The organism is Herbidospora yilanensis, from assembly GCF_001570565.1.
GTDB classification, from domain to species: domain Bacteria; phylum Actinomycetota; class Actinomycetes; order Streptosporangiales; family Streptosporangiaceae; genus Herbidospora; species Herbidospora yilanensis.
In genome coordinates this window covers 130,785-154,335 of sequence record NZ_BBXE01000029.1, presented here as the reverse complement: position 1 = coordinate 154,335, position 23,551 = coordinate 130,785, and the positions used below count along the sequence as shown (strand labels likewise).

The following is a 23,551-nucleotide window of genomic DNA, read 5'->3' as shown; positions in this document are numbered from 1 at the left end:
GGTCAGCTCCTTCGGTGGAGGACACGCAGCAGATGGGCGACCTGCGCTCCGACGGCGGTCCGGGCGGGCCTCAGGTACTTGCGCGGGTCGACGGTCGGGTCGGCGGCCAGCACCCGCCGGACCTCGGCGGTGAACGCCTTGTTCAGGTGGGTGGCGATGTTGACCTTCGTCATGCCCGCGGCGACGGCCTCGGTGAGCCCGTCGTCGGCGACGCCCGACGAGCCGTGCAGCACCAGCGGGACCGGCACCGCCGCGCGCAGGTCGGCGATCAGGCCGAAGTCGAGCGCGGCGTCGCGGGTGAGCATCGCGTGGGAGGTGCCCACGGCGACCGCGAGCGCGTGCACGCCGGTCGCGGCGACGTAGGCGGCGGCCTCGGCCGGGTCGGTGCGGGCACCCGGCGCGTGCACGCCGTCCTTGCCCCCCACCTCGCCCAGCTCGGCCTCCACGAACACGCCGGTCCGGCGCACCACCTCGGCGGTCGCGGCCACGTTCTCCTCGTAGGGAGAGGCCGACGCGTCGAACATCACCGATCCGAAGCCCAGCTCCACCGCCTGTTCGACGAGGTCGCCCCGGGTGGCGTGGTCGAGGTGGACCGCGACCGGCACCACCGCCGCACGGGCCACGGCCAGGCAGGCCGCGCCGATGGCGGCCAGGCCGCCGTGGTAGTCGACGGTGTTCTCGCTGACCTGGAGGATCACCGGCAGCCCGGCCTCCTCGGCCCCGGCCACGATGCCCTGGGCGTGCTCGACCTGGATCACGTTGAACGCGCCCACGCCGCGACCGGCGGCGTACGCGGCGGAGATGATCTCGGCGGTGGGGGTCAGCACTCTCGCTCCAGTGGTTCCGTGGTGACGACGGTGAGATTGGCCCGGTAGGCGGCGTGGTCGGCCTGCCCGGCCAGGGGTGACCTGACGGCGGCGGCCGACAGGGCGGCGGCGTGCCGCAGCGTCTCGGCCCAGTCCCACCGGGCGACCACGCCCATGGCGATGGCCGCGACGGCGGCGTCGCCCGCGCCGGTCGGGTTGCCCTCGGCGAACGGCGGCACCGCCCGCCACAGGCCGTCGGAGGTGTCGGCGTGCAGGCCGCGCGGCCCGTCGGAGACGACGGCGGCGCGGGCGCCGAGTTCGCGCAGCCGCATCGCGCCGTCGCGGACGGAGGTCGCCGCGCCGAAGGTGCGGCTCAGCTCGTCGGCGTTGGGCTTCACGACATGGGGGCGGGCGGCCAGCGCGTGGACGAGGGCGTCGCCCTCGGCGTCCACGATCGTCGGCACGTCGCCGGCCAGCGCGGCGAGCACCGCGTAGGCGTCGGGCGGGACGCCCGGCGGCAGGCTGCCGGACATCACCACCGCGGAGGCGCGCGGCGACCAGGCGCGGAAGTCGGCCAGGAAGGCGGCCCACTCCCCGGCGGAGACGACCGGGCCGGGCTCGTTCAGCATCGTGACCTCGCCGGCCACGACCGCGATCGTGCGGCGGGTCTCCCCGCCGATCGGCGTGAAGGCGTTCGGCAACCCGGCCGACGCGCCGAACCGGGCGTCGGCCAGGCCCAGCGCCGTCACCTCGTGGCCCAGCGCCCGCAGCAGACGTGCGACGTTCAGCCCTTTGCCGCCCGCGCGCACCGCGACCTCGCCGACCCGGTTGGTGGCGCCCAGCCGCAGGTCGGCCATGCGGTAGGTGACGTCGTAGGCGGGGTTGAGCGTGACGGTGAGGATCACCCGACGACCCCCGGATCGGGCCAGGAGACGAAGACGTAGTCGGGATCGACGCCCAGTTCGGCGCTGAGCAGCGCGGCGGCCCGGCCGACCGCCGCGCGCATCAGCCCGGGATCGCGCGGCCGGCCCCGGACGACCGCCGTGACGCCCGCGCCGTCGAGGGCGGCCAGCCGCTGCGCGACGACCGCGCCGGGCGGCAGGTCCAGGGCGTCGGCGACGGTGCGGGCCAGCCGGTCGGACAGGTCGTCGGGGACGGGGGCGACGGTGGCGTACTGGACGAAGGGCACGGCTACTCCACGACGACCGAACGGGACAGGTGCTCGGGGCTGTCGCACTCCAGCCCCCGGAGGCGGGCGTAGGCGACGGCCAGGCGGTGCACCCGGACCAGCTCGGCCTGCGGGTCGTCGGTCGCGACGCGGAGCGTGGCGCCGGTCGCGTTCACCGCCTCGACGACGTCGGCGGGCAGCGGGCTGAGCGCCCACACGAGGCTGCGCGGGGAGGCGCAGGCGATCGGGCCGTGCCGGTATTCGAGGCTGGCGTACGACTCCGTCCACAACCGGGCCGACTCGCGCAGCTTGAGCGCCCCCTCCTCGGCCAGCCCGCGCGCCCAGCCCGTGCCGAGGAAGACGACGTGGTCGTAGTCGGCCGGGTCGGCGACCAGCGGCTCGGCCAGCGCGGCTTCGGCCAGGCCGGGCAGGCCCGACACGTCGTCGCCGATGCCGGCGCGCAGCAGGGTCAGCGCGGAGGTGGCGTAGCGGGTCTGCACGACCGAGTGCTCGTCGGCGAAGTCCATGACGATCGTCTCGTGCACCGCCTCGGTGATCGGCGAGCCGGGGGTGCCGGTGATCGCGATCGTGCGGGTGCGCCGCGACAGGTCGCGGGCGACCCGGACCAGGTCGCTGGTGGTGCCCGAGCGGGACAGCAGGATCGCCGCGTCGTAGGCGTCGGCGTCGTCGAGTTCGGTGGCGATGGCGGCGCGGGTGCGGCCCTGGCCGAGCTGCTGACGGCGGCGCGCGTAGCTGTCGAGGATGTAGTAGGAGGTGCCGCAGCCGACGCCGAGCACGTTCGCGCCCGCGGCGGGCAGCACGCCGGTCGCGGCGGCCAGGTCGATGGCGCGACGCCAGGTGTCCGGCTGGGACTCCACTTCGGCCTGCGTGCGCCGGGCCAGCTCGGGGGCGGTCGTTGCGGTCACTTCTGGGTCTCCTGAAGATCGTGGACGGTGAGGGTGCCCGCGAGTTCGAGCGCCTCGGGGAGGGTGGGCTGCGCGGCGGTGCCGCCGAGCCCCTGGGTCGAGAGGGCGCCGCAGGCGGAGGCGACGCGCAGCGCTTCGGCGTAGGTGCCGCCGCGCAGGAGGGTGGCCAGGAAACCGGCGTCGAAGGAGTCGCCCGCGCCGGTCGTCTCGACCGGAGTGATCGCGGGGGCGTCCACGCCGAGCGCGGTGCCGTCGGGCAGGTTCAGGGTGGCGCCGTCGCCGCCGCGTTTCACCACCAGGCCGCAGGTGGGCGGCCCGCCGTTGGCGCGCGCGATGTGCTCGGCCTCCTGCTCGTTGGGGAGCAGGTAGTCGAGGTGGGGCAGCAGCGCCGGCAGCCCGTGGTCGAAGGAGCGGGACGGGTCCCAGTTGGGGTCGACCGACGTCGTCCCGGCGAACTCCGTCACCAGGGCGGGCAGGCCGGCCCACAGGTCGTACTGGAGGAAGTAGGAGCTGACGTGGAGGTGCCGCGCGGCGGCGAGCGCCTCGGCGGGCACGTCGGCGGCGGCCAGCCGGCCGATCTCGCCGGGGAAGGTCAACATCGAGCGGTCGCCGCGTGCCCCGAGCACCACCGTCATCCCGGTGCGCCGGCCAGGTCTGCGCAGGCAGTAGCGTGTGTCCACCCCGCGCTCGGCCAGCCGGTCGAGCACGAAGTCCCCGAGCCAGTCGTCGCCGACCACCCCGGCCATGGCGACGCGGGCGCCGAGCCGGGCCGCCCCACAGGCGGTGATCGCGCCGGAGCTGCCGAGGACGATCGTGGCGTCCTCCACGATCTCCTCGACCTGCCCGAACGTCGGCCGCACGTCGCCACACTCGACGACGACGTCGGCGTTCAGCTCCCCTGCCACGAGGAGGTCGAATTCCATGTCAGGTCACGTCCTGGTCGTCGGAGGAACGGGGATCCTGGCTCCGGCCGTGGTCGGGCTGGCCGCCAGAGGGATGGTCGTTTCTGTCATTTCGCGCAATAAACATCGCACTTCAGACATTGCCGACATAGTGCTAGCAGACGTTACAAACATGCCCAGTTTCGTGACGGCCCTGGGTGACCGCCGGTTCGACCTGGCGCTGGCGTACCTGCCGTTCGGCGACCAGGCCGCCTGGGACGTCATCGACGCCCGCGCCGACCGGGTCGTCCAGGTGCTGACCAGCGCGTACGCCGCGCCGGACGGGCCGGAGCCCCCGCTGCCGGGCCACCCGCGGCTGATCCTCGGCTGGCACCCGACCGGCCGGTGGCACACCCCGGAGGAGATCTCCACAGCCGCCCTGGAGCTTGCCTTCGGCGGGGACGACGCGGTGCTCGGCGTGACCCGCCCTTGGGGCGACCGCCCGGCCTGAACACTCACGCCGCCCCCCAAAACTCTCAAAAACGCGCAGATCTGTCATTTCAGGACCGTAGAGACGGCCGTCCTGACTGTCAAGTGACCATTTTGCGATGTATTGACGTTTTCTGCGTGAAGTTGATAGGAACGGCACACCAGGCCGGAGCCCCAGGGAGGCCCCCCATGAATTTCAACCGCCGCCAGTTCCTCCGCGCGGCCGGCATGACGGCCGCGGGCGCCGCCGCGGCGAGCGCACTCGCCGCCTGTGGCGGCGGTGACGCCGGCACCAGCGCCCCGGCCGCCGCCGCGAGCGCCGGCGCAGCCACCGGTGACCTGACGTTCTCCGTCTGGGGTTCGGACGCCGAGATGGCCGCCTTCAACACCGTCGCCCGCGCCTTCGAGAAGGCCAACCCGGGCGTGAAGGTGAAGGTCGAGCAGCTTCCGTACGACCAGATGCGCACCACCCTCGACGCGCGCCTGCAGTCGGGCCAGGGGCCCGACCTGTTCCGCGTCACCTACAACGACATCGGCATCTACAGCTCGCAGGGCGTGCTGGCCGACCTGTCGGCCACGATCGGCGCGGACTCGGCCCAGTTCATCGACGCCCTCTGGGCCGGTGTGCAGTACGAGGGCAAGCCCTACGGCGTCCCGCACCACACCGACACGAGCGCGATCCTCTACAACAAGGCGCACTTCGCGAAGGCCGGCATCACCGACGTGCCGACCACCCTCGACACCGCCTGGACCTGGGAGCAGTTCCTGGAGGTCGCCGAGAAGCTGAACGCCGCCGGCACCGGCGCGACCGCCGCCTTCGGCGTCAACTGGCAGCAGTACGGCGCCTACCGCTGGTTCAACTGGCTCTGGCAGGCGGGCGGCAAGGCCCTGGGCCCCGACGGCAAGAGCGTCGTGTTCGACTCGCCGCAGGCCCGCCAGACCCTGGAGTTCACCAAGTCGTTCTACGACAAGGGCCTGATGCCGAAGAACATGATGGTCAAGACGGCCAACAGCCCCGACCTCGTGTTCGGCTCCGGCAAGATCTCCATGGCGTTCGTCGGCGACTTCCTGCTGCCCGACATCAGCAACACCGCCAAGGGCATCGAGATCGGCGCGACCTTCCTGCCCAAGGGCCCCGCCGGCGCCGCCGCCGACCTCGGCGGCAACGCGGTCGCGGTGACCACGCAGAGCAAGGCGCCCGAGGCCGCCGCCGCGTTCGCCAAGTTCCTCGCCGAACCGGCCAACATGCGGTTGTTCTGCGAGCAGACGACGGTGCTCCCGGCCCGCAAGGACCTGGCCGGCGCCACGCTGAACTACGCCGTCTCGCCCGACCTGATGCCGGTCTTCCAGCAGCAGGCCACGACCATGCCCGCCGACCTGGTCCAGTTCGTCACCCTGCCCGGCTTCTCCGGCGTGAACGACGCGCTGGTGCAGAACCTGGAGGGCTACTTCACCGGCGGCCAGTCCGCCGACGACACCGTCGGCGCGATCGGCACCGCGATCGAGAAGGCGCTGTCCGCCTAAGAGGAGGCCCGGTGACTCCTCCGCCCCCTGAAGGGAGCGGCTTCTCGCTAAGCCGCTTCCGCAGCCCGGCGAAGGGCAAGCCCTGCCCTGAGAATGTTCTCGGCCGCGTTGACGTCGGCGTGCGTGGCATGCCCGCACGCCGTGCACCGGAACCCGGCCTGGGTGACGCGGTTGTCCGCCGCACAGTGCCCGCACCGCGAGCAGGTGCGGGAGGTGCCGCGGGGATCGACTGCGATCACCTCTCGACCGGCACTCTCAGCCTTGTACGACAGGATCGTCAGGAACACCCCCCAGCCCGCGTCGAGAATCGACCGATTGAGCCCGGCCTTCTGGGCGACGTTGCGGCCCGGCCGCTCGACCGTGCCAGCCGCCGACCGGGTCATGTGCGCGACCCTCAGGTCCTCGTGCACGATCACATCGTAACCGCGGATCAGGGCGAGTGCGGCCTTGTGCGCGCCGTCGAGGCGTTGCCGCCGCACCCTGGCGTGCAACGCGGCCACGCGGGCGACGGCCTTGCGACGCCGTGCGCTGCCGCGCCTCTTGCGGGACAGGTCCCGCTGAGCGGCGCTCAGCCGGTCGGCGGAGGCGGCCAGGTGGCGTGGGTTGACCAGGTGCTCACCCTCGCTGGTGGTCAGCAGCGACGCCACGCCCATGTCGATCCCGACGGCCGCGCCCGTCGCGGGCACCCCCCGGCCGGGCACCTCATCACACGACAGCACGACATACCAGCGGGACCCCTCCCGCGTGACACTGATCGTCTTGACGGTGCCGAGCACGCGTCGATGCTGATGGACGCGCACGTGCCCGATGCCCTGAAGCCTCACGAAGGCGGCGGTGGGGTGCTCAGGCTGGGAGTCCCATCGGCAGCCGTCGCCATCCTTGGGCCATTCGACCGTGTCGAACCTGCCGCGTCCCTTGAACCGGGGGAACCCGGGGGTGCGGCCCTGGCGCACCCGGTCGAAGAAGGCGCGGAACGCCCGCTCCAGACGCCGCAGGGTGGCCTGCTGGGAGGAGAAGGACCAGCGGGCCTGGCCGGGGTCGGCAGCGCGGATGTGCTTCAGGTCGGCCGACTGCTCGCCGTACCGGATCGTCACGCCCGCTCTGGCGTAGGCGGTGCGGCGGTGCTCAAGAGCGGCGTTGTACAGCGTGCGGTGGTCTTCCAGGCACTCGGCGAGCGCAGCGACCTGGTGTGCGGTGGGACGCAGCAGGAACCGGAACGACCGGCGCACACCCACCTCCCACCCTCCGTGATGACACGACCACGATATCGGCAGACGACGGCAAAACTCGGAAGGACATCCGCGATGCGCAGACCCGGTTGGTCAGGGCACGCTCAGGCCATGACGGCCCTCCCGTTCCCGATTTCCCCGTCACGTGAAGACGACGGTCCCCTCTGGAGAAACTGATGGCAACGGTCCGGACGCGGCGGGCGCGCGAGGCGCTGACCGGCCTGGCGTTCGCCGCACCGGCGGTGGCCGTCTTCGCGGTCTTCATGTTCTGGCCGCTGATCCAGGTCTTCTGGATCAGCCTCCAGCAGACCCGCGGTTTCGGCATCGCCAAATGGGTGGGGCTGCAGAACTACCAGGAGATCCTGAGCGACAAGATCTTCTGGACGGCGTTGTGGAACACCGCCCTCTACACCGCGATCTCGGTGCCGCTGTGCCTGGTCGCGGGCCTGGCGGCGGCGCTGCTGCTCAACCGCCGCATGCCCGCCCGGGGGCTGATCAGGGCGGTCTACTACCTGCCCGCGGTCATCTCGGGCGTGAGCAGCGCGCTCATCGGCGCGTGGTTGTTCAACGAGGACATCGGCCTGGTCAACCGGATCCTGGACGTCGTCGGGCTCGGCCCGGTGCCGTGGCAGTCCGAAGGTGTGCCGGCGTTGTTCTCGCTGGTGGCCATCAGCCTGTGGATCGGCCTCGGCTTCAACATGGTCGTCTACCTGGCCGCGCTCCAGGGCATCCCGCGCGAGGTGTTCGAGGCGGCCCGCTGCGACGGCGCCTCCCGGTGGGCGACGCTGCGCCGCATCACGATCCCGCAACTCGGCCCGACCACGTTCTTCCTGATCGTGATCGGGATCATCAACAGCTTCCAGGTCTTCGACATCGTCTACGTCATGACCGGCGGCGGCCCCGGCAACTCGACCACGATGCTCGTCACCTACGCCTACAGCGCCGGGTTCGAGCAGCGGCAGCAGGGTTACGCCTCGGCCATCGGCGTCGTGCTCTACCTCATCGTCCTGGTCATGACGATCGTCCAGTGGCGTGTGAACAAGCGGAGGGACGTCGCATGACGCGCTATCGCCTGGCGTTCGCGATCACCGGGGCGGTCGCGATGTTGTTCCCCGTCTACTGGATGGTCGTCACCGCGATCTCCTCCTCGGCCGACATGCGCGGCCCCGGGCTGCACCTGTGGCCGACGAGCGTGCGGTGGGAGAACCTGACCGACCCGCTGAGCAAGTTCCCCTACGGCATGTGGGCGGTGAACTCGGTGTTCATCGCCGTCGTCGCCGTCGTGCTGACCGTGGTCATCAACCTGATCGCCGGCTACGCCTTCGCCAAGTTGCGCTTCCCCGGCCGGAACGTGCTGTTCATCCTCATCATCAGCACACTGATGGTGCCCGTGCAGGTCGTGATGGTGCCGCAGTTCCACCTGGTGGTGGACTTCGGGCTGATCGGCAGCGACTGGGGGGTCATCGTGCCCCGGCTGGCCGAGGCGTTCGGGTTGTTCATGGCCCGGCAGTTCATGATGGCGATCCCCGACGAGCTGATCGAGGCCGCGCAGTGCGACGGGTCGAGCCAGTGGCGCATCTTCCGCACGGTCGTGCTGCCGCTGTGCCGTCCGCTGATCGCGGTGCTGGTCATCTTCACGTTCATGTGGCGGTGGAACGAGTTCGCCTGGCCGCTCATCGTGCTGAAGGACCCAGAGAGCTACACCCTCCAGGTCGGCCTGCTGTTCCTGAAGAACCAATACGGCCAGGACTACGGCTCGCTGATGGCGATGTCGCTCCTGTCGATGATCCCGATGATCATCGTGTTCGCCCTGTTCCAGCGGCACTTCGTCGAAGGCATGGCCCGATCGGGCATCAAGTGAGGACTCCCCCGATGATCAACGTGCTGGTGACCCTCGACTTCGACGACGACTGGCTGGCCGCGGTGACCGTGCCCGGCGTGCGGGTGCGCAAGCATCTGGCCCGCGCCGCCGACGAGATCCCGGCCGAGTTGCTGGCCGAGACCGACGTGCTCTACACGAACACCGCCTTCCCCCGCCATGGCGCCGCTCCGAGACTGCGCTGGGTGCAGCTCGACACCAGCGGCTGCGACCACGTGAAGGGCACCGACCTGTGGGACTCCGAGGTCGACGTCACCACCATCGGCGGCGTCTCCCCGAAGCCGCTGGCCGAGTGGGTGCTGATGATGATCCTCGCCCACGCCCACCACCTGCCCCACATCATCGGCCTGGACCACTGGCCGGACCTGGAGTACCGCTGGAACCGGCTGATGCCGCGCATGATCCCCGGCTCGACCGTGGGCATCGTCGGCTACGGCCGCATCGGCCAGGAGATCGGCCGTCTCGCGCACGCCTTCGGCATGAACGTCATCGGCATGCGCCGGGGCGGCACCCGGGCCGGCGAACGTTTCAGCGAGATCGCCGACGAGACCCCCGCCGAGGTCGTCGGGCCGGCGGGCCTGCCGGGCCTGCTGGCCCGCTCCGACTACCTCGTGCTGACCGTCCCGCACACCGACGAGACCCACCATCTGCTGGACGCCGAAGCGTTCGCGCAGCTCAAGCCGGGCGCCGTGGTCATCAACGGCGCGCGGGGCGGCGTCGTCGACGAGGACGCGCTGCTGGCCGCCCTCAGGAGCGGACAGGTCGGCTACCTCATCTCCGACGTGTTCGCCGAGGAACCCCTGCCGGAGAACAGTCCTTTCTGGTCGGAAAGCAATGTCCTGATCACTCCACACGTGGCAGGATTCGCGCCCGGCTACCACGATCATGTCCGCGTCCTGTTCACCGAGAATCTGCGGCGGCTGGTCGAGGGCCGCCCCCTGCTGAATCTTGTGGACAGAAAGGCCGGCTACTGATGCTGAGCGAGAGGCGCCGGAGCGCACTGCTCTCCCACGTGCGCAGCCGAGGGTCGGTGAGCGTGGACGACCTCGCGGCGCTGCTCAACGTGAGCGTCTCCACGGTGCGCCGCGACCTCGACGAGATGGACGAACGCGGCCTGCTGCGCCGCGTCCACGGCGGCGCGGTCGCCGTGGACGGCGACCCGGAGGTCGCCGAGACGCCCATGGTCGAACGCTCGATCCGCAACCTCGACGAGAAACGCCGCATCGCCGCCGCGGCGGCCCGGCTCGTGACGCCCGGCAGCGCCGTGTTGCTGACCGGCGGCTCGACCACGGCCCAGATGGTGCCCCACCTCGTCACGGTGCCCGACGTGACCGTGGTGACCAACTCGGTCGCCATCGCGTACGCGATCGGCGTCGCCTCGGAGACCACGCAGGTGCTCGTGCTGGGCGGCCTGATGCGCAACGCCGAGTTGTCGCTGCTGGGCCACCTGACCACGCAGGCGCTCAACGACGTGCACATCGACGTCGGCTTCTTCAGCGCCTTCGGCATCGATCCGGCGTACGGGATGCTCGGCGCCCATCTCGCCGAGGCCGAGACCGACCGCAACATGATCGCGGCGGCGACGCGGCTCGTCGTGCTCGCCGACCACAGCAAGTTCACCCAGCGCAGCGCCGTGCGCATCGCGCCGCTGTCGCGCATCGACACGGTCGTGACCGACACGGCCGCGCCGGACGAGGCGGTGACCGCGCTCGAAGGCGCGGGCGTCACCGTCGTGTCAACCTGAGATAGGAGCACCATGAAGGTCCTGGTCCTGATAGGAGCAGGTTCGGCCGTCTTCACCCGTGGCCTGCTGGCCGACCTGATCTCGGCCGACGACCTCGGGGCGTGGGAGATCCGCCTCGTGGACGTCAACGAGGAGGCGCTCGGCGTGGCCACCCGGCTGGCCGGGCTGATGGTCGAGGCCAGGGAGGCCGGCGACCGCATCACCGTGCGCTCCTCGACGGACCGCCGGGAGATGCTGCCCGGCGCCGACTACGTCGTGACCTGCGTCGGCGTCGGCGGCCGTCCCGCCTGGCAGGCCGACCACGACGTCTGCGTCCGGCACGGGATCTACCAGCCGGTCGGCGACTCGGTGATGCCCGGCGGCATCTCCCGCCTGCTGCGCACCGTCCCGGTCATGGTCGAGATCGCCCACGACGTCAGGGCGCTCGCGCCCGGGGCGTTCTTCTTCAACTACAGCAACCCGATGACCGCCAACGTGTACGCGATGACCCGCTACGCCGGGGTCGAGGTCGTCGGCCTGTGCCACGGCATGCACCACGTGCAGCGCGAACTGGCCGCCTTCGCCGGTCTCCCCTTCGAGGAGACCTCCACCCTGTACGCCGGAATCAACCACCTGACCTTCATCTACGACTTCCGCCACAACGGCGCCGACGCCTGGCCCGGCGTGCGCGAGAAGGTGGCCCGCGAGCTGGCCGTCGCGCCCGAGCCGCAGGACATCGGCTCCATCTGGGAGAACGGCAAGGCCTGGCACAACCCGTTCTCGTGGGAGATCTTCCAGCGGTACGGCGCCTACCCGGCCGCCAACGACCGCCACGTGCTGGAGTTCTTCCCCGAGCGCTGGGCGGGCGGCTCCTACTACGGCAAGACCCTCGGCGTGGACGCCTTCTCCGTGCCGGAGATCCTGGAGTGGGGCGAGAACCGCTACCAGGGCATGCGCGCCCAGGCGCTCGGCGAGGCCCCGCTCGACGAGACCGTCTTCGACCGCTCGACGGGCGAGCAGGAGCAGCTCATCGCCATCATCCGCTCGATCGAGCTGGACCAGAGACAGATGTTCTCGGTGAACGTGCCGAACCGGGGCGCGGTCCCCGGCCTCCCCGACGACGCGGCGCTGGAGATCCCCGGCGTGGCCACGGCGCGCGGCCTGCGCCCGGTGTCGGTGCCCGACCTGTCGGCCCCGCTGACCGCGATCCTGGCCCGCCGCCTGACGTCGGTCTACCTGGCGGTCGAGGCGGCCATGACGGGCTCGCGCGACCTCGCGGTGGAGGCGGTGATCGCCGACGGCGCGGTGACCGACCCCGAGGCCGCCACCCGGCTCACGGACGCCCTCATCGCCGAACAGAAACGATTCCTCCCGGCCTTCACCTGATCAGGTACGGTCCCTCGTTCGTTCCTTTGGAGTTCTGTCTCATGCGCATCGCCCGCTACCGCACCCCCGACGGCCGGATCTTCGCCGGGCTCGTCGAGGGGGACGCCGTCGCCCCCGTGGCCGAGGAGTCCACGGCCTACATGGCCGACGCCGTCCGTGACCTGATCGCCTCGGGCGGGGACTTCACCCCGACCGGGCCGGCGGTTCCGCTCGCCGACGTGGAGTTGCTCAGCCCGGTGGCCCACCCGGAGAAGATCATCTGCATCGGCCTCAACTACGCCGACCACATCAGGGAGACCGGCCTGGACACCCCGTCCAAGGTGCTGGCCTTCGTGAAGACCGCCCACACCCTGACCGGCCCGTATCAGGACGTCGTGGTCCCGGCGGGGACCACCGACCAACTCGACTGGGAGGCCGAGCTCGCCGTGGTCGTGGGCCCCGACGGGGTGTTCGGCTACACCGTGGCCGACGACGTCTCCGCCCGGGACGCGCAGTTCGCCGACGGGCAGTGGTTCCGGGGCAAGAACTTCGACGGGTTCTGCCCGCTCGGCCCGTGGATCGTCACCGCCGACGAGCTCGCCGACCCCCACGACCTGGCCATCTCGGCCACGGTCAACGGCGAGGTCGTCCAGGACAGCCGTACCAGCGAGATGATCTTCCAGATCCCGCAGATCATCGCCTACCTGTCGGCGTACATGAGCCTGAACCCGGGCGACGTCATCGCCACCGGCACCCCGCACGGCGTCGGCATGGGCCGCAAGCCCCCGCTCTGGCTCAAGGACGGCGACGTGGTCGAGTGCGAGGTCGAGGGCGTCGGCCTGCTGCGGAACACGGTGCGGATCAAATGATCATCGACTTCCACTGCCACTTCCCCGGCGACGAACCCACCCAGGACCGTCTCGACGCCGAATACGAGCACGTCTGCGGCCCCGCCAAGCTGGAGGTGCTGCGCCGGAACTCCGCTGCGTACGCCGAACGCGTGCGCAGGGCACGCAGCCTGCCGCCCACCGCGTCCGAGACGCGCAGCGCCGAGGACCTGGCCGCGGCCTGGCGCGCGGAGGCCGACGACTTCGGCCTGGAGCGGGTGGTCTTCATGTCCGGCGGCGGCAACGACCGCCTGGCCTCGGTCGTCGCCGCCCACCCCGACCGCTTCACGGGCTTCGCCAACCACCAGCCCTGCTCCCCCGGAGCCGCCGCCGAACTGCGCCGGGCCGTGGAGATCGGGCTGCGCGGCTACAAGGTCATCGCGCCCTGGGTGACCGTGCCGCTGGCCGACCGGTCGCTCTGGCCGGTGTGGGAGGTCGTCGAGGAGCACGCGCTGCCGGTCGTGCTGCACTTCGGCCCGGTCAACGGCGGCGGCGGGCTCGGCTGGGCCCCCAACATGGACCCGCTGGCCCTGCACGACGTCGCCAAGGCCTTCCCCACCGTCAACTTCGTGGTGGCGCACTTCGGCTGCGGCTACCCGGCCGAGCTGCTGCGCCTCGGCTGGTCGAACGCCAACGTCCACGTCGACAGCTCCAGCAACCACGAGTGGACCCGCTGGGTGCCCTACGACCTCGACCAGAAGACCCTCTTCCGGAAGTTCCAGGAGACCTTCGGCCCCGAGCGCATCCTGTTCGGCACCGACTCGTGCGACTTCCCGTGGGGATACCTCAGGAAGTACGCCGAAGAGCAGGTCAGGATCGTCGACGAGCTGAACCTGTCGGCCCGCGACCGAGAATTGATCTTCGCGGGCAACGCCGCGCGCCTCCTGGGCCTCGACCTGCCCGTCGCCACCACCAGGGAGACCGCATGAGCATCGCGAACGACCCCGACCGCGCCCCGGCGCGCTCCCACCTGTACGCGATGGGCTGGACCGACGAGGACATGCGCCGCCCCAAGGTCGGCATCGCCTCCACGTGGACCGGCACCATGCCGTGCAACCTCACCCACCGCGAGCTGGCCGCCCACGTCGCCGACGGAGTGCGGCGGGCGGGCGGCACCCCGATGGAGTTCAACACCATCGCGGTCTCCGACAACCTCACGATGGGCACCCCCGGCATGCGGGCCTCGCTGGTCAGCCGCGAGGTCATCGCCGACTCGATCGAGCTGATGGGCCGCGCCCACCAGTTCGACGCGATCGTGGCCATCGTCGGCTGCGACAAGACCGCGCCCGCCGCGATCATGGCGCTGAGCCGCCTCGACGTGCCGTCGGTGATCCTCTACAGCGGCAGCATGATGCCCGGCCGCTGGCGCGACCGCGACGTGACCATCCAGGACATGTGGGAGGCGCTCGGCGAGCGCAGCGTCGGCAAGCTCAGCCAGGACGACGTCGACGACCTGGCCCGCCACGCCTGCCCGGGGGCCGGGACCTGCGCCGCGCAGTACACGGCCAACACGATGGGGGGCATCTGCGACTTCCTCGGCCTGTCGCCCTTCGGCGTGAGCGACATCCCGGCCGTCGCCCCGTCGAAGAACGAGGCCGCCGTGCTGGTCGGCGAGGTCGTCATGGACGCGCTGGCCCGCGACGCCCGCCCGTCCCGGGTGATCACCGAGGCGTCGCTGCACAACGCGATCGTCTCGGTCGCCGCGATGGGCGGCTCGACCAATGCGGTTCTGCACCTGCTGGCCATCGCCCGCGAGGCCGGGATCGCACTGGAGATCGACGACATCGACCGCGTCTGCCACCAGATCCCGATCGTCGCCGGGGTGAAGCCGGCCGGCCCGCACAGCGCCGCCGACCTGTGGCGCGCGGGCGGCACGTCGCTGGTCGTGCGCCGCCTGCTGGAGGCGGGCCTGCTGCGCGAGGACGTCACCCTGGTCGACGGCCGCACCCTCGCCGAGGTGGCCGCGTCGGCCCAGGAGGCCCCCGGCCAGCAGGTCGTGAAGACGGTGGCCGACCCGGTGAAGGGCCCGGGGGCGCTGGCCGTCCTGCGGGGCTCGCTCGCCCCCGACGGCTGCGTGCTGAAGCTGGGCGGCAGGCCCGACTTCGTGTTCACCGGCCCGGCCCGGGTGTTCGACGGCGAGGAGGCCTGCTTCGCCGCCATCCAGTCGCGTCAGATCGTGGACGGGGACGTGGTGATCGTCCGGTACGAGGGCCCGGCCGGCGGCCCGGGGATGCGCGAGATGCTCTCGATCACCGGCGCGCTGGTCGGCCAGGGCCTGAACGTCGCCCTGGTGACCGACGGCCGGTTCTCCGGCGTCTCCCACGGCCTGGTCATCGGCCACGTGGCCCCCGAGGCCCACCGGGGCGGCCCGCTGGCGCTGGTCCGGGACGGCGACACCGTCGTCATCGACTCGGCCGCCCGGGTGCTGGACCTGCGCGTGGACGCGGCCGAACTGGAGGCGCGCGCCGCGGCCTGGACCCGCCCGGACCGGCCGGTGGAGCGGGGCGTGCTGGCCAAGTACGTCGCCACCGTCGGCTCGGCTTCGGACGGCGCGGTCACGATCTGACCCGTCCGTCGTAACGCCGCCCGGACAATCCCGATAAGTCAGCGACGCGGGAGGGGGCGGCCGTGGCGGTGGTGCTGACGACCGTGGTGGCCGTCTTCGCGGCGGTCGTCACTCTGGTGAACGTCCAGGAGTTCAAGCGCCGGTGGCTGCCGACGCAGTTGGCGCGGGAGTTCGCTCAGCCGGTCTACCGCACCTACAGTCCGGGCCTCGTGGTGGTCCTCGGGGTGATCGGAGTGGTGCTCGCCTTCCCGCTGGCACCGGTCATCACCACGATCGGTGACATCGGGACCGCGGGAATCGTGCTCGTCGCCGTTCTCGGGCTTGCCCTCGGCGTGGCCGGGCGCCGATGTGTCGTGGAGTCGCGCGATCGTCCTCACGCGTACGTCGACCGGGGAGGACGCGTGGCGGCAGTGGAACGACTGCGCGACCCGCCGCCGTATGCTCCTCGGCCATCCCGCGCACGAGCTGCGTTCCGGGAGCGTCGAGGACGCCAACAGCATCAGCACCTCGACACCAGGCCCGACCCCCGAAAGAACAGACCGACCGTGATTGATCCGACCGGCCGCCGGCCCGAGCGCATCACCCCGGCACCCGCACTCCAGATCATGGACATCCACCACCACCCCAAGACCGGCGAGTTCTTCCGCCAGATCATCATGCGCGGCACCCCTGAACACGGGATGCGGGAGTTCTACCACCCCAGCCAGCACGAAGGCAGCCCGACAAGCACACCGACCAGCAGCGCCCGGGACCGCCGGTATCGGCCCCGGGAACATCAGAGAAGCATCCCAGAAGACCAACAGGGCCCCGACGCCGTCATGGTGTTGGGGCCCTGTTTCGTTCCGACCGAACCCGCAGACTGGCACCTGACGTATTCGACTGTGTCGTATTCCGTCCACGCAGGCAGCGATCCGAGTCGGTCACAGTTCATTTCTGCTGCGGGTGTCCCACGGCTGAACGGCTCAGGATGCGGTCATGGGGAGGTGGGCAGTTGGCCGTCGATCGCGAGGGCGGGGCGGCACATCGCCGACATGGGAGCGAAATTTTTGCGGGGTCGGAAACATTGCGGAGTCCGCAAAATTCGGTAGTGTGGTGGTATGAGTACCGAGGACGGTGAGCGCGGGGGGCTGCGTGAGCGCAAGAAGCAGGAGACGCGCATCGCGCTGAGCTGGGCCGCCGTCCGTCTCACCATCGAGCGTGGGCTGGAGAATGTCCGGGTGGAGGACATCGCCGCCGAGGTCGGCGTCTCTCCCCGGACGTTCAACAACTACTTCTCCAGCAAAGGCGAGGCGATCGCCGCCCGCCATCTCGAACGCGCCCGGTCGATCGCGGCCGAGCTGCGCGCCCAGCCGGCGTCCAAGCCCCTGTGGGAGGCGATCAACGACGCGGCGCTGGCCCGGTTCGCCCTCGGCCAGGAAGGCGACGGCCGGAACACCCACGACCAGCAATGGGTCGCCGGCGTCCGCCTGATGATCGCCGAACCGGCGCTCCAAGGCGAGATGATCAAGGCCGGTGCCGTCGCCGAGGCCGAGTTCGCCGCGGCGGTCGCCGAACGCACCGGCACCGACGTCACCCGCGACATGTATCCGAAGCTGGTCGCGGGCGCGGTGACCGCGGCCTTCGGCGTGGCCGTGGAGCACTGGCTACGCGCCGATCCCCCCGTCTCGATCATGACTCTCGTGACGGACGCCCTGCACCGACTCGCCGCCGGACTCCCCGCCCCCTGATCCCACCGCCGCACCAGGAAACCGGCACTCCGGATCCATCCGCACGCCGGAACCCGCATACCGGGAAGTCCGCACACCGCGAGACCCGCACACCGCGAGACCCGCACCGAGAAATCCACGTACCGAGAGATCCGGCGCATCCGGATTCATCTGCCATGCCCTCGATTCGCCACCCACGGAGGAGCACCATGTCCGCGACCGCTCCTGAAGACGTCGTCATCGCCGGAGCAGGGCCCAACGGGCTGATGCTGGCCTGCGAGCTCGGCCTGGCCGGAGTGCGTCCGCTGGTCGTCGAGCGGCTGCCCGGACGGACCGAGGAGAACCGGGCCAACGGTCTGGTCGGCCAGGTCGTGCGCATGCTCGACCGTCGCGACCTGTACGAACGCCTCAGCGGCAGCGCCGGTCCGCCCCGGCCGGGGCCCTCGTTCGTGTTCGGCGCGATGCCCCTGGACCTCGGCGACCTGGACGACAATCCCCTCTGCGGGCTGCCGGTGCCGCAGCGCCGCATCGAGCAGGTCCTGGAGGAACGTGCCCTCGAACTCGGTGTCGAGATCCGCCGGGGACACGAACTCACCGGGCTGTCGCAGGACGAGGAGGAGGTCACCGCCGAGGTCACCGGACCCGCCGGACCCTACCGGCTGCGCGCCCGCTACCTGGTCGGGGCCGACGGCGGGCGCAGTCTCACACGCAAGCTGTCGGGCATCGGCTTCCCCGGCGTCACCACCGACGAGAGCGTCTCCCGCACGGCGCACGTCAGCCTCCCGCCCGCGATCATCGACGCGGCCACCGGCGGCCTGGACGTGCCCGGCTACGGGATCATCCCGCCGTTCATGCACCACCGCACCGAGCGCGGGCTGTTCGTGTTCGCCCCCTTCGCCGCCGGCTCGCCCCTGGTCAGCACCACCGAATGGGATCCCGGCCACGACGGCGACCGGCCGCTGACCGTGGCGGAACTGCGGGAGAGCGCCCGGCGCGTGCTCGGCGCCGATCTCCCGCTCGGCCCGCCCGAGGGCGCGGGCCCTCACCTGCTGCGCCGGCTGACCGGCCGCAACACCCGGCTGGCCGACCGGTTCCGCGAGCGCCGGGTCCTGCTGGTCGGCGACGCCGCCCACGTCCACGCCGCGATCGGCGGCCCCGGCCTGAACCTCGGCCTGCAGGACGCGATCAACCTCGGCTGGAAGCTCGCCGCCGAGATCCGCGGCTGGGCCCCGCCCGGCCTGCTGGACAGCTACGAGACCGAGCGTCGCCCGGCCGCCCGGCGCGTGGTCATGCACACCCAGGCGCAGACCGCGCTGATCAAGCCCGGCGCAGAGGTCACCGCGCTCCGCGAACTGTTCACCGAACTGCTCACCGACCGGCGCAACGTCCAGCACATCGCCGACATGATGGCCGGGGCCGACGTCCACTACGAGATGGGCGCCGACCACCCCCACCCACTGGTCGGCAGATGGGCCCCCGACCTGCTGCTGGACACCCCGGCCGGCCGGGTCCCGCTCGCCCGCCTCACCGCGTCCGCCCGGCCGCTGCTACTGGACCTGACCGAGGACGCCGCCCCGGCAAAGGAGGCGGCGGCCTGGCACGACCGGGTCGACACCCTCACCACGAGTTGCCCCGACCCGAATCCCCCGGCCACCGCCCTGCTGCTCCGCCCGGACGGCTACGTCGCCTGGGCCTCGGCCGCCGTCCGCCCCGCCGCCCGGGAGCGCGAGGCCCTCCGCGCGGCCCTGACCCGATGGCTCGGGCCCGCCGTGCTCAGCCGCCCATCCGGTTGAACGGCGCACCGGCTGGGATTGTTGCGCGCGTTCGGCCTGGTCTACCGATTCCGGCACACCGAGTTCCAGGACCACCTCGCCGCTGACCCGCTGCCGAACTGAATATCGGAGGGTTGACTGGCAACGGCGTGAACGAGCGGCGAGGACGCTTTTTCTTCCCCATGCTCTCCATGATGGACATCCTTCCGGGGGCGAACCCCTGATCTCAGATGTCCGCCAAACCGGATCAAGCCCAATCCGCGGTCAGCCGGTGGCGGCGATGGTGGTCTGGACGGCGGTCAGCCGGTTCTTGAGCCGGTAGCTGGGGCCGTTGATGGCGATGACCTCGCAGTGATGCAGGAGCCGGTCAAGGATGGCAGTGGCCAGGACCTCGTCGCCGAACACCTGGCCCCATTCGCTGAAGGCTTGTTCGAGGTCAGGATGATCGAGCCCGTCTCGTAGCGTTTGGAGATCATCTGGAAGACGAGGTTGGCCTCGTCGCGGTCCAGGGGCAGATAGCCGACCTCATCCACGACCAGCACGTGCGGGCGCAGGTAGGTGCGCAGCTTGCCGGCCAACCGGCCGATCGCGTCGGCGGCTTTGAGCTGGCGGCACGCCGCGAACGGCTCGACCCCGCCCGCCCCCTCAGCCAGCTCGGTCTCGACTCACTGATGGCCACCGAAGTCGCCACCACCATCCGGCGGCGCTTCGGCTGCCTGATCCCCGCGCTCGAAGTGATCGGCGCCGACGGAATCGCTCACCTGGCCAGACTCGTCTACGCGCGACTGGCCCGGGACTGAAGCTGTCGCCATTGCGGTGATCCGGTGTGTCTGTCATGATCGCGCGGTTGATGGTCGGACGGGGGTGGCATGAGGGTCTGCGGCGCCTTGATGGCGGTGGGAGCGGTCGTCTCCCTGTCGGGTTGCGGGAATGTGACGGCACCATCCGTGGCGGAACATTCCGTGACACAGCCGGCGGTGATTCCGTTCTCGGGTACGCCGGACGACGCGATGACACTCCAGCTTGAACGCGGCGTGACCGTCCAGGTCCGCAAGGTGCTGCGCAACGAGTCCGATGAGAGCTCCGTCGGCATCTCCCGGCAGGGAGACGAAGTCATGGTCCTGGATACGGGGGGATTCAACGAGAGCCGGACCGAGGGAGTGGTCCGCCTTGGCGAGCACGGCCAGAGCAACTGGATGGGCGTGACCGCATCCGACCTCACCACCACCTTTCATCGGACCGACGTCCCCGAAGACATGCGTGACATCGTGAGCGAGGAACTCGCCGACCAGAGGAGCCGGATCATCAAGACCGGCGAGGACACCGAATACGTGCAGCCGGCGAGCACCGGGCAACTGCCGGCAGGAAAGACGTGGTACCGGGACGACCGCGACTACGAATGCGCGATGAAATCAGCACTCGGCTCCTTTTCGCTGTCGGAACTCGTCCAGGCTGAACTGATCAAGAATATGGTCACGCTCGCCGCCCCTCCGGTCCCGGGTGAGGAGCTGGACGGGGTCCCCACGACCGTGTACGCGGGGACGGCCCCGATCCGGAAACTGGGAGGCACCGCGTCGTTCTCCGACGCCATGAACCTGGACATGTACGAGAGGGCGGACAAGACGATCACCGTCTCGTGGAAACTGTCGGTCGGACCGGATCAGCTGCCGCGCCGGATGACCCTGTCCACGCCGATCCCGCCCGTTTTCCAGGACGACGCTCCGGCGACGGCAGTGACCGAGGTGACCTTCGCCGCGTGGGGCGCGCCCATGAACATCGTCGCTCCCCCAGCCGATCAGGTGCACGTCCTGACCGAAGGCACCCGGGGATGCATAGAGATGGGTGAGTAGCAGGCCGCCTCGACCCACGGTGGCCTGCTCGAAACCCGGATGCGGGTGGCCACGGCTCCTTCGTCCACTCCCACCGCATCCTCATCGAGGCCTGGCGCTGATTCGGAAGCCCCAGGCCGATGATCAGCCCGAGCGGCTGGAAGTCGGTGCCGCCGTTGAGGATCTGGTTGCCCGACACGGCAACCGACAGCGACAGTGCGGCCACCGCGATGACGCGGGCGATACGGTGGACGGCGCGGCGGTTGGTGCGGCGGTGGGTGTTCATCGGGTGCCGCCGATCTTCAGGCGTGCTCCCAGGTTCAGCCTTACCTCGCCGTAGGGACGGACATGCTGCCAGAACAGCGGGGTCAGGCCGCGCCGGTCGGCGGGGATGAGAAGAGTAGCCCAGCCGGGTTCGGCCAGGACCTCTTGCAGCATGAGGGTGTTGACGTACACCAGGGCGGCCTGCAGGATCCGCAGGCACAGCGCGGTCAGCTCCACCTCCTCGCGCCGGTTGGTGGAGATCTCCCCGGCCCTGCCGTAGCAGAGCACCGCGTTGGCGCGGTTCCAGGCTTCCACCACGTTCAGCCCTTCCTCGATCTGGCGTTGCAGGTCGCGGCCGCAGTTAGCGGGCTACGAAGATGGTGCGCTGGGCGCGGCCGATCTCCAGCATCGCCTGGTAAGCCGGGTGGGAGGCGGCGCGGGTGAAGCGCAGGGCGCCGTCCCAGCGCAGGTGCGCCCCGGCGAACCGGCCGTCGATGCCCGACTCGGTGATCAGCAGGTGGGCGGCCTGGTCGAGGCGGGTGAGGAACGGCAGGCCGTAGTCGCCCTCCGCCAGGTCGGCGGTGTCGACGCCGTGGCGCGGGGTCTCGTACCAGGTCTGGTAGTCCAGCACCCAGTTCCGCGACCCGGCGGGCAGCGGCACGGTGGTGTGGTCGGCGGTGATCTCGGCGGTGCCGTCGAGGAGGGGCAGCGCATAGCGCACGGCGGCCCCGTGGGGGCCGGTGCGCACGATCGCCTGCCAGACCACGCCTCCTCGCGGAAGGTGTGGACGGTCTCCTCGTGCTCGTAGTCGTGGCGGCCGGTGGCCTTGCCCGAGCGCAGGGTGAACCGGTCGCGGATCACCCTTTCCGTGACGTTCACCTGTTCGGGGGCCACGCCCAGCCGCAGGCCGCCGATGGAGAAGCCGAGCGCGACCCCGTCGACGACCGTCGCCGCGCCTCGGCTCACGGTCAGCCGCACGCCCTCGCCGGTGATCTTGATCAGGGCGAGGGCGCCATTCGTCTCGTCGCTCACACTTTCTCCATCGCTGCTTCGCCTCAGGCCACGGCCGAGCATAAGTCCAGGTCAATGGCGGGCCGTCCGTCGAGGCGGGCCGCCTCACTAGACAGATGAACTCGGGTGAGGAAGAAACTACGGGCGCCCTGAGCGTGGCTGGAATAGTGGAATTGTGCGTCGGGCTGGACAATCCGACTATTTCGCCAGACGCAGGCCGAGGACGACGTACCAGATCATGACGGGAAGGTGGAGGGCGTAGCCGACCTGCTCCAGCGCCGCCGACGGGCCCGCGAGCCCGGTCGTCCAGGGCAGCGCGACGGCGGCCAGGCCCGAGACGGCCGCGAGCGCGCCCGCCCGCCGCGACCACCGGGGCAGCGGGAGCAGGGCCGCCCCGGCGGCGGTCGCCGCCGTCCACAGCAGCCCGGCGAGATTGACCGCCCACTTGGCGGTGAGCAGGACGGGCAGCGCCGCGCCGGGATCGTCGGTGAGCTGGGTGACCGCGAGGTTGCCCGCGTCGTGCAGCAGCCCGGCCAGCCCGGCGGCGGCGAGCAGGCCGCCCGGGAGCCCGGCCACGGCGAGCCCGGCGGCGGTCAGCGCCAGCCAGCCGAGCACATCGAGGCCCAGAGCGGCGAGGTGCAGGCCGGTCTGGTCGTGCACGGCGCGCAGCGTGGCGTCGAGATCGCCCGGATTCAGGGTCAACCCCGATGGCGCCGCCACCGCGACTCCGGCGACCATGGCGGTGAACGAGGACAGCAGCAGGACTCCGGCGAGCCTGGACAGGTCGGTCATGCCGGGACCGTAGAACCCTGACGCACGGACAAGGTCAAGCATGTGGCGAATCGGGCGACTGGCCCACATGGCCGGGGTGTCGGAGCGCACCCTGCGCCACTACGACAGAACCGGCCTGCTGCGGCCCGCCGCCGTCGACCACCTCACCGGCTACCGCTGGTACGGCGTCGCCGAACTGTCCCGCCTCGAACGCATCCGCGCCCTGCAACGTCTCGGCCTGCCGCTGCGCGACATCGCCGGCCTGCTCGACGCCCCCGAGACCGAGACCCGGCGGGCCGTCGCCGAGACCCTCACCCGTCTCCGCGCCGACCTCGCCGCCCTGACCGCCACGGCCGCCGAGGCGGAGCACTACCTGGCCGAACCCCTGACCGTCGTGCCGCGGACCACGACCGTGGCGGCGCGGCGCCTGAAGGTGCGGCGGCTGACGGCGGCCCACCCCTCGGAACTGGCCGCCGTGTGCCCGGCGACCCTGCTGACCTGGCTGGACGGCCCCTTCTCCGCCGCCGTGGCCGACGAAGGCGGTGAGTCGTTCACCCTGCCGGCCCGCCGGGTCGTCAGGGCGGTGGTGCCCACGCCCGAGGGGGTGGTGCGGGCGGGCCACGACCTGTTCGCCTGGCTCGGCCGCCAGGGGCTGACGGTGACGGGGCCCGCGCTGGAGGAGCGCCTGATCGACGAGGCGGGTGGTCACGCCGTGGTGCTCGACATCCCGATCGGCGAGAATTGACCGACGGCGA

Annotated in this window: 25 protein-coding genes and 1 pseudogene; 16 read left to right on the top strand and 10 right to left on the bottom strand. The window is 71.1% G+C overall.

Annotated features, from left to right (window positions below; genetic code table 11):
• Positions 1-2: 2 nt before the first annotated feature.
• Genes AW273_RS23780 through AW273_RS23760 form a run of 5 tightly spaced genes read right to left on the bottom strand, consistent with a single transcriptional unit; the run spans position 3 to position 3,823 of the window.
• Complete coding sequence (locus tag AW273_RS23780) at positions 3-827, bottom strand: class II fructose-bisphosphate aldolase (RefSeq protein ID WP_062352044.1); 825 nt, start codon at positions 825-827, stop codon at positions 3-5.
• Positions 821-1,711 carry a 1-phosphofructokinase family hexose kinase gene (locus AW273_RS23775; RefSeq protein ID WP_062352041.1) on the bottom strand — a complete coding sequence of 297 codons (891 nt, stop codon included), beginning with the start codon at positions 1,709-1,711 and terminating at the stop codon, positions 821-823. Before AW273_RS23775 ends, AW273_RS23780 begins: the two co-directional genes overlap by 7 nt.
• On the bottom strand, positions 1,708-1,995 hold the full coding sequence (locus AW273_RS23770; RefSeq protein ID WP_062352038.1) for a hypothetical protein: 288 nt from the start codon (positions 1,993-1,995) through the stop codon (positions 1,708-1,710). The genes AW273_RS23775 and AW273_RS23770 overlap by 4 nt, the downstream gene beginning before the upstream one ends.
• Positions 1,996-1,997: 2 nt before the next feature.
• Positions 1,998-2,900 carry an SIS domain-containing protein gene (locus AW273_RS23765; protein ID WP_232327560.1) on the bottom strand — a complete coding sequence of 301 codons (903 nt, stop codon included), beginning with the start codon at positions 2,898-2,900 and terminating at the stop codon, positions 1,998-2,000.
• On the bottom strand, positions 2,897-3,823 hold the full coding sequence (locus AW273_RS23760; protein WP_062352036.1) for a carbohydrate kinase family protein: 927 nt from the start codon (positions 3,821-3,823) through the stop codon (positions 2,897-2,899). Before AW273_RS23760 ends, AW273_RS23765 begins: the two co-directional genes overlap by 4 nt.
• A 151-nt stretch (positions 3,824-3,974) precedes the next feature.
• On the opposite strand from AW273_RS23760, the gene AW273_RS23755 reads away from it, so the two are divergent.
• Positions 3,975-4,292 carry a hypothetical protein gene (locus tag AW273_RS23755; protein WP_062352033.1) on the top strand — a complete coding sequence of 106 codons (318 nt, stop codon included), beginning with the start codon at positions 3,975-3,977 and terminating at the stop codon, positions 4,290-4,292.
• 167 nt (positions 4,293-4,459) lie between these two features.
• Positions 4,460-5,794, top strand: a complete 1,335-nt coding sequence (locus tag AW273_RS23750) for an ABC transporter substrate-binding protein (RefSeq protein ID WP_062352030.1) — start codon at positions 4,460-4,462, stop codon at positions 5,792-5,794.
• 47 nt (positions 5,795-5,841) lie between these two features.
• Here AW273_RS23750 and AW273_RS23745 read toward each other — a convergent pair whose 3' ends face one another.
• Positions 5,842-7,023: an RNA-guided endonuclease InsQ/TnpB family protein gene (locus AW273_RS23745; protein WP_232327559.1), complete on the bottom strand. Its 1,182-nt coding sequence runs from the start codon at positions 7,021-7,023 to the stop codon at positions 5,842-5,844.
• A gap of 176 nt (positions 7,024-7,199) precedes the next feature.
• Here AW273_RS23745 and AW273_RS23740 point away from each other — a divergent pair, with 176 nt between their 5' ends.
• The 11 genes from AW273_RS23740 (at position 7,200) to AW273_RS23690 (ending at position 18,942) form a co-directional block, all read left to right on the top strand.
• On the top strand, positions 7,200-8,084 hold the full coding sequence (locus AW273_RS23740) for a carbohydrate ABC transporter permease (RefSeq protein ID WP_062352023.1): 885 nt from the start codon (positions 7,200-7,202) through the stop codon (positions 8,082-8,084).
• Positions 8,081-8,884 (top strand): carbohydrate ABC transporter permease, encoded by an 804-nt coding sequence (locus AW273_RS23735; RefSeq protein ID WP_062352018.1) that lies wholly within the window; start codon positions 8,081-8,083, stop codon positions 8,882-8,884. Before AW273_RS23740 ends, AW273_RS23735 begins: the two co-directional genes overlap by 4 nt.
• An 11-nt stretch (positions 8,885-8,895) precedes the next feature.
• Positions 8,896-9,876 carry a D-2-hydroxyacid dehydrogenase gene (locus AW273_RS23730; RefSeq protein ID WP_062352015.1) on the top strand — a complete coding sequence of 327 codons (981 nt, stop codon included), beginning with the start codon at positions 8,896-8,898 and terminating at the stop codon, positions 9,874-9,876.
• Positions 9,876-10,646 carry a DeoR/GlpR family DNA-binding transcription regulator gene (locus AW273_RS23725; protein WP_062352011.1) on the top strand — a complete coding sequence of 257 codons (771 nt, stop codon included), beginning with the start codon at positions 9,876-9,878 and terminating at the stop codon, positions 10,644-10,646. The genes AW273_RS23730 and AW273_RS23725 overlap by 1 nt, the downstream gene beginning before the upstream one ends.
• Before the next feature lie 12 nt (positions 10,647-10,658).
• On the top strand, positions 10,659-12,011 hold the full coding sequence (locus AW273_RS23720) for a family 4 glycosyl hydrolase (RefSeq protein WP_062352009.1): 1,353 nt from the start codon (positions 10,659-10,661) through the stop codon (positions 12,009-12,011).
• Between the two features lie 41 nt (positions 12,012-12,052).
• The gene (locus tag AW273_RS23715) at positions 12,053-12,859 is read left to right on the top strand and encodes a fumarylacetoacetate hydrolase family protein (protein ID WP_062352006.1); all 807 of its coding nucleotides are present in this window, start codon (positions 12,053-12,055) and stop codon (positions 12,857-12,859) included.
• Positions 12,856-13,806, top strand: coding sequence for an amidohydrolase family protein (locus AW273_RS23710; protein WP_062352002.1), 951 nt, complete (start codon positions 12,856-12,858; stop codon positions 13,804-13,806). Before AW273_RS23715 ends, AW273_RS23710 begins: the two co-directional genes overlap by 4 nt.
• On the top strand, positions 13,803-15,443 hold the full coding sequence (ilvD, locus tag AW273_RS23705) for a dihydroxy-acid dehydratase (RefSeq protein WP_062351999.1): 1,641 nt from the start codon (positions 13,803-13,805) through the stop codon (positions 15,441-15,443). Before AW273_RS23710 ends, ilvD begins: the two co-directional genes overlap by 4 nt.
• Positions 15,444-15,505: 62 nt before the next feature.
• Positions 15,506-16,531, top strand: a complete 1,026-nt coding sequence (locus tag AW273_RS23700) for a hypothetical protein (protein ID WP_062351996.1) — start codon at positions 15,506-15,508, stop codon at positions 16,529-16,531.
• A 9-nt stretch (positions 16,532-16,540) separates the two neighbouring features.
• Positions 16,541-17,170, top strand: a complete 630-nt coding sequence (locus AW273_RS23695) for an acyl-CoA-like ligand-binding transcription factor (RefSeq protein WP_062351994.1) — start codon at positions 16,541-16,543, stop codon at positions 17,168-17,170.
• A gap of 188 nt (positions 17,171-17,358) precedes the next feature.
• Complete coding sequence (locus AW273_RS23690; protein WP_062351991.1) at positions 17,359-18,942, top strand: FAD-dependent monooxygenase; 1,584 nt, start codon at positions 17,359-17,361, stop codon at positions 18,940-18,942.
• A 243-nt stretch (positions 18,943-19,185) separates the two neighbouring features.
• Here AW273_RS23690 and AW273_RS23685 read toward each other — a convergent pair.
• Positions 19,186-19,499 (bottom strand): annotated as a pseudogene (locus tag AW273_RS23685) (ATP-binding protein).
• Here AW273_RS23685 and AW273_RS39180 point away from each other — a divergent pair.
• Together AW273_RS39180 and AW273_RS23680 are read left to right on the top strand one after the other, a co-directional pair.
• Entirely contained in the window at positions 19,464-19,721 is a 258-nt protein-coding gene (locus AW273_RS39180) for an acyl carrier protein (protein WP_198168312.1), read from the top strand. The pseudogene AW273_RS23685 and the gene AW273_RS39180 sit on opposite strands and share 36 nt — an antisense overlap.
• A gap of 162 nt (positions 19,722-19,883) precedes the next feature.
• Positions 19,884-20,771 carry a hypothetical protein gene (locus AW273_RS23680; RefSeq protein WP_062351988.1) on the top strand — a complete coding sequence of 296 codons (888 nt, stop codon included), beginning with the start codon at positions 19,884-19,886 and terminating at the stop codon, positions 20,769-20,771.
• 261 nt (positions 20,772-21,032) lie between these two features.
• On the opposite strand, the gene AW273_RS23675 is transcribed toward AW273_RS23680, so the two are convergent.
• The 3 genes from AW273_RS23675 to AW273_RS23665 all read right to left on the bottom strand — a co-directional run bounded on the left by AW273_RS23675 (position 21,033) and on the right by AW273_RS23665 (position 22,817).
• The gene (locus AW273_RS23675) at positions 21,033-21,332 is read right to left on the bottom strand and encodes a Tn3 family transposase (RefSeq protein ID WP_198168311.1); all 300 of its coding nucleotides are present in this window, start codon (positions 21,330-21,332) and stop codon (positions 21,033-21,035) included.
• Between the two features lie 43 nt (positions 21,333-21,375).
• Positions 21,376-21,780 (bottom strand): glycoside hydrolase family 97 N-terminal domain-containing protein, encoded by a 405-nt coding sequence (locus AW273_RS38050; RefSeq protein WP_062351983.1) that lies wholly within the window; start codon positions 21,778-21,780, stop codon positions 21,376-21,378.
• Between the two features lie 443 nt (positions 21,781-22,223).
• On the bottom strand, positions 22,224-22,817 hold the full coding sequence (locus tag AW273_RS23665) for a hypothetical protein (RefSeq protein ID WP_062351980.1): 594 nt from the start codon (positions 22,815-22,817) through the stop codon (positions 22,224-22,226).
• A gap of 40 nt (positions 22,818-22,857) precedes the next feature.
• On the opposite strand from AW273_RS23665, the gene AW273_RS23660 reads away from it, so the two are divergent.
• Positions 22,858-23,541 carry a MerR family transcriptional regulator gene (locus AW273_RS23660; protein WP_083949982.1) on the top strand — a complete coding sequence of 228 codons (684 nt, stop codon included), beginning with the start codon at positions 22,858-22,860 and terminating at the stop codon, positions 23,539-23,541.
• Positions 23,542-23,551 lie beyond the last annotated feature (10 nt).

Excerpts from the sequence above, each read along its gene's own strand:
- AW273_RS23760 (WP_062352036.1), bottom strand. The coding sequence starts at position 3,823 with ATGGAATTCGACCTCCTCGTGGCAGGGGAGCTGAACGCCGACGTCGTC.
- AW273_RS23755 (WP_062352033.1), top strand. The coding sequence starts at position 3,975 with ATGCCCAGTTTCGTGACGGCCCTGGGTGACCGCCGGTTCGACCTGGCG.
- AW273_RS23750 (WP_062352030.1), top strand. The coding sequence starts at position 4,460 with ATGAATTTCAACCGCCGCCAGTTCCTCCGCGCGGCCGGCATGACGGCC.
- AW273_RS23740 (WP_062352023.1), top strand. The coding sequence starts at position 7,200 with ATGGCAACGGTCCGGACGCGGCGGGCGCGCGAGGCGCTGACCGGCCTG.
- AW273_RS23735 (WP_062352018.1), top strand. The coding sequence starts at position 8,081 with ATGACGCGCTATCGCCTGGCGTTCGCGATCACCGGGGCGGTCGCGATG.
- AW273_RS23730 (WP_062352015.1), top strand. The coding sequence starts at position 8,896 with ATGATCAACGTGCTGGTGACCCTCGACTTCGACGACGACTGGCTGGCC.
- AW273_RS23725 (WP_062352011.1), top strand. The coding sequence starts at position 9,876 with ATGCTGAGCGAGAGGCGCCGGAGCGCACTGCTCTCCCACGTGCGCAGC.
- AW273_RS23720 (WP_062352009.1), top strand. The coding sequence starts at position 10,659 with ATGAAGGTCCTGGTCCTGATAGGAGCAGGTTCGGCCGTCTTCACCCGT.
- AW273_RS23715 (WP_062352006.1), top strand. The coding sequence starts at position 12,053 with ATGCGCATCGCCCGCTACCGCACCCCCGACGGCCGGATCTTCGCCGGG.
- AW273_RS23710 (WP_062352002.1), top strand. The coding sequence starts at position 12,856 with ATGATCATCGACTTCCACTGCCACTTCCCCGGCGACGAACCCACCCAG.
- ilvD (WP_062351999.1), top strand. The coding sequence starts at position 13,803 with ATGAGCATCGCGAACGACCCCGACCGCGCCCCGGCGCGCTCCCACCTG.
- AW273_RS23695 (WP_062351994.1), top strand. The coding sequence starts at position 16,541 with ATGAGTACCGAGGACGGTGAGCGCGGGGGGCTGCGTGAGCGCAAGAAG.
- AW273_RS23690 (WP_062351991.1), top strand. The coding sequence starts at position 17,359 with ATGTCCGCGACCGCTCCTGAAGACGTCGTCATCGCCGGAGCAGGGCCC.
- AW273_RS23665 (WP_062351980.1), bottom strand. The coding sequence starts at position 22,817 with ATGACCGACCTGTCCAGGCTCGCCGGAGTCCTGCTGCTGTCCTCGTTC.
- AW273_RS23660 (WP_083949982.1), top strand. The coding sequence starts at position 22,858 with ATGTGGCGAATCGGGCGACTGGCCCACATGGCCGGGGTGTCGGAGCGC.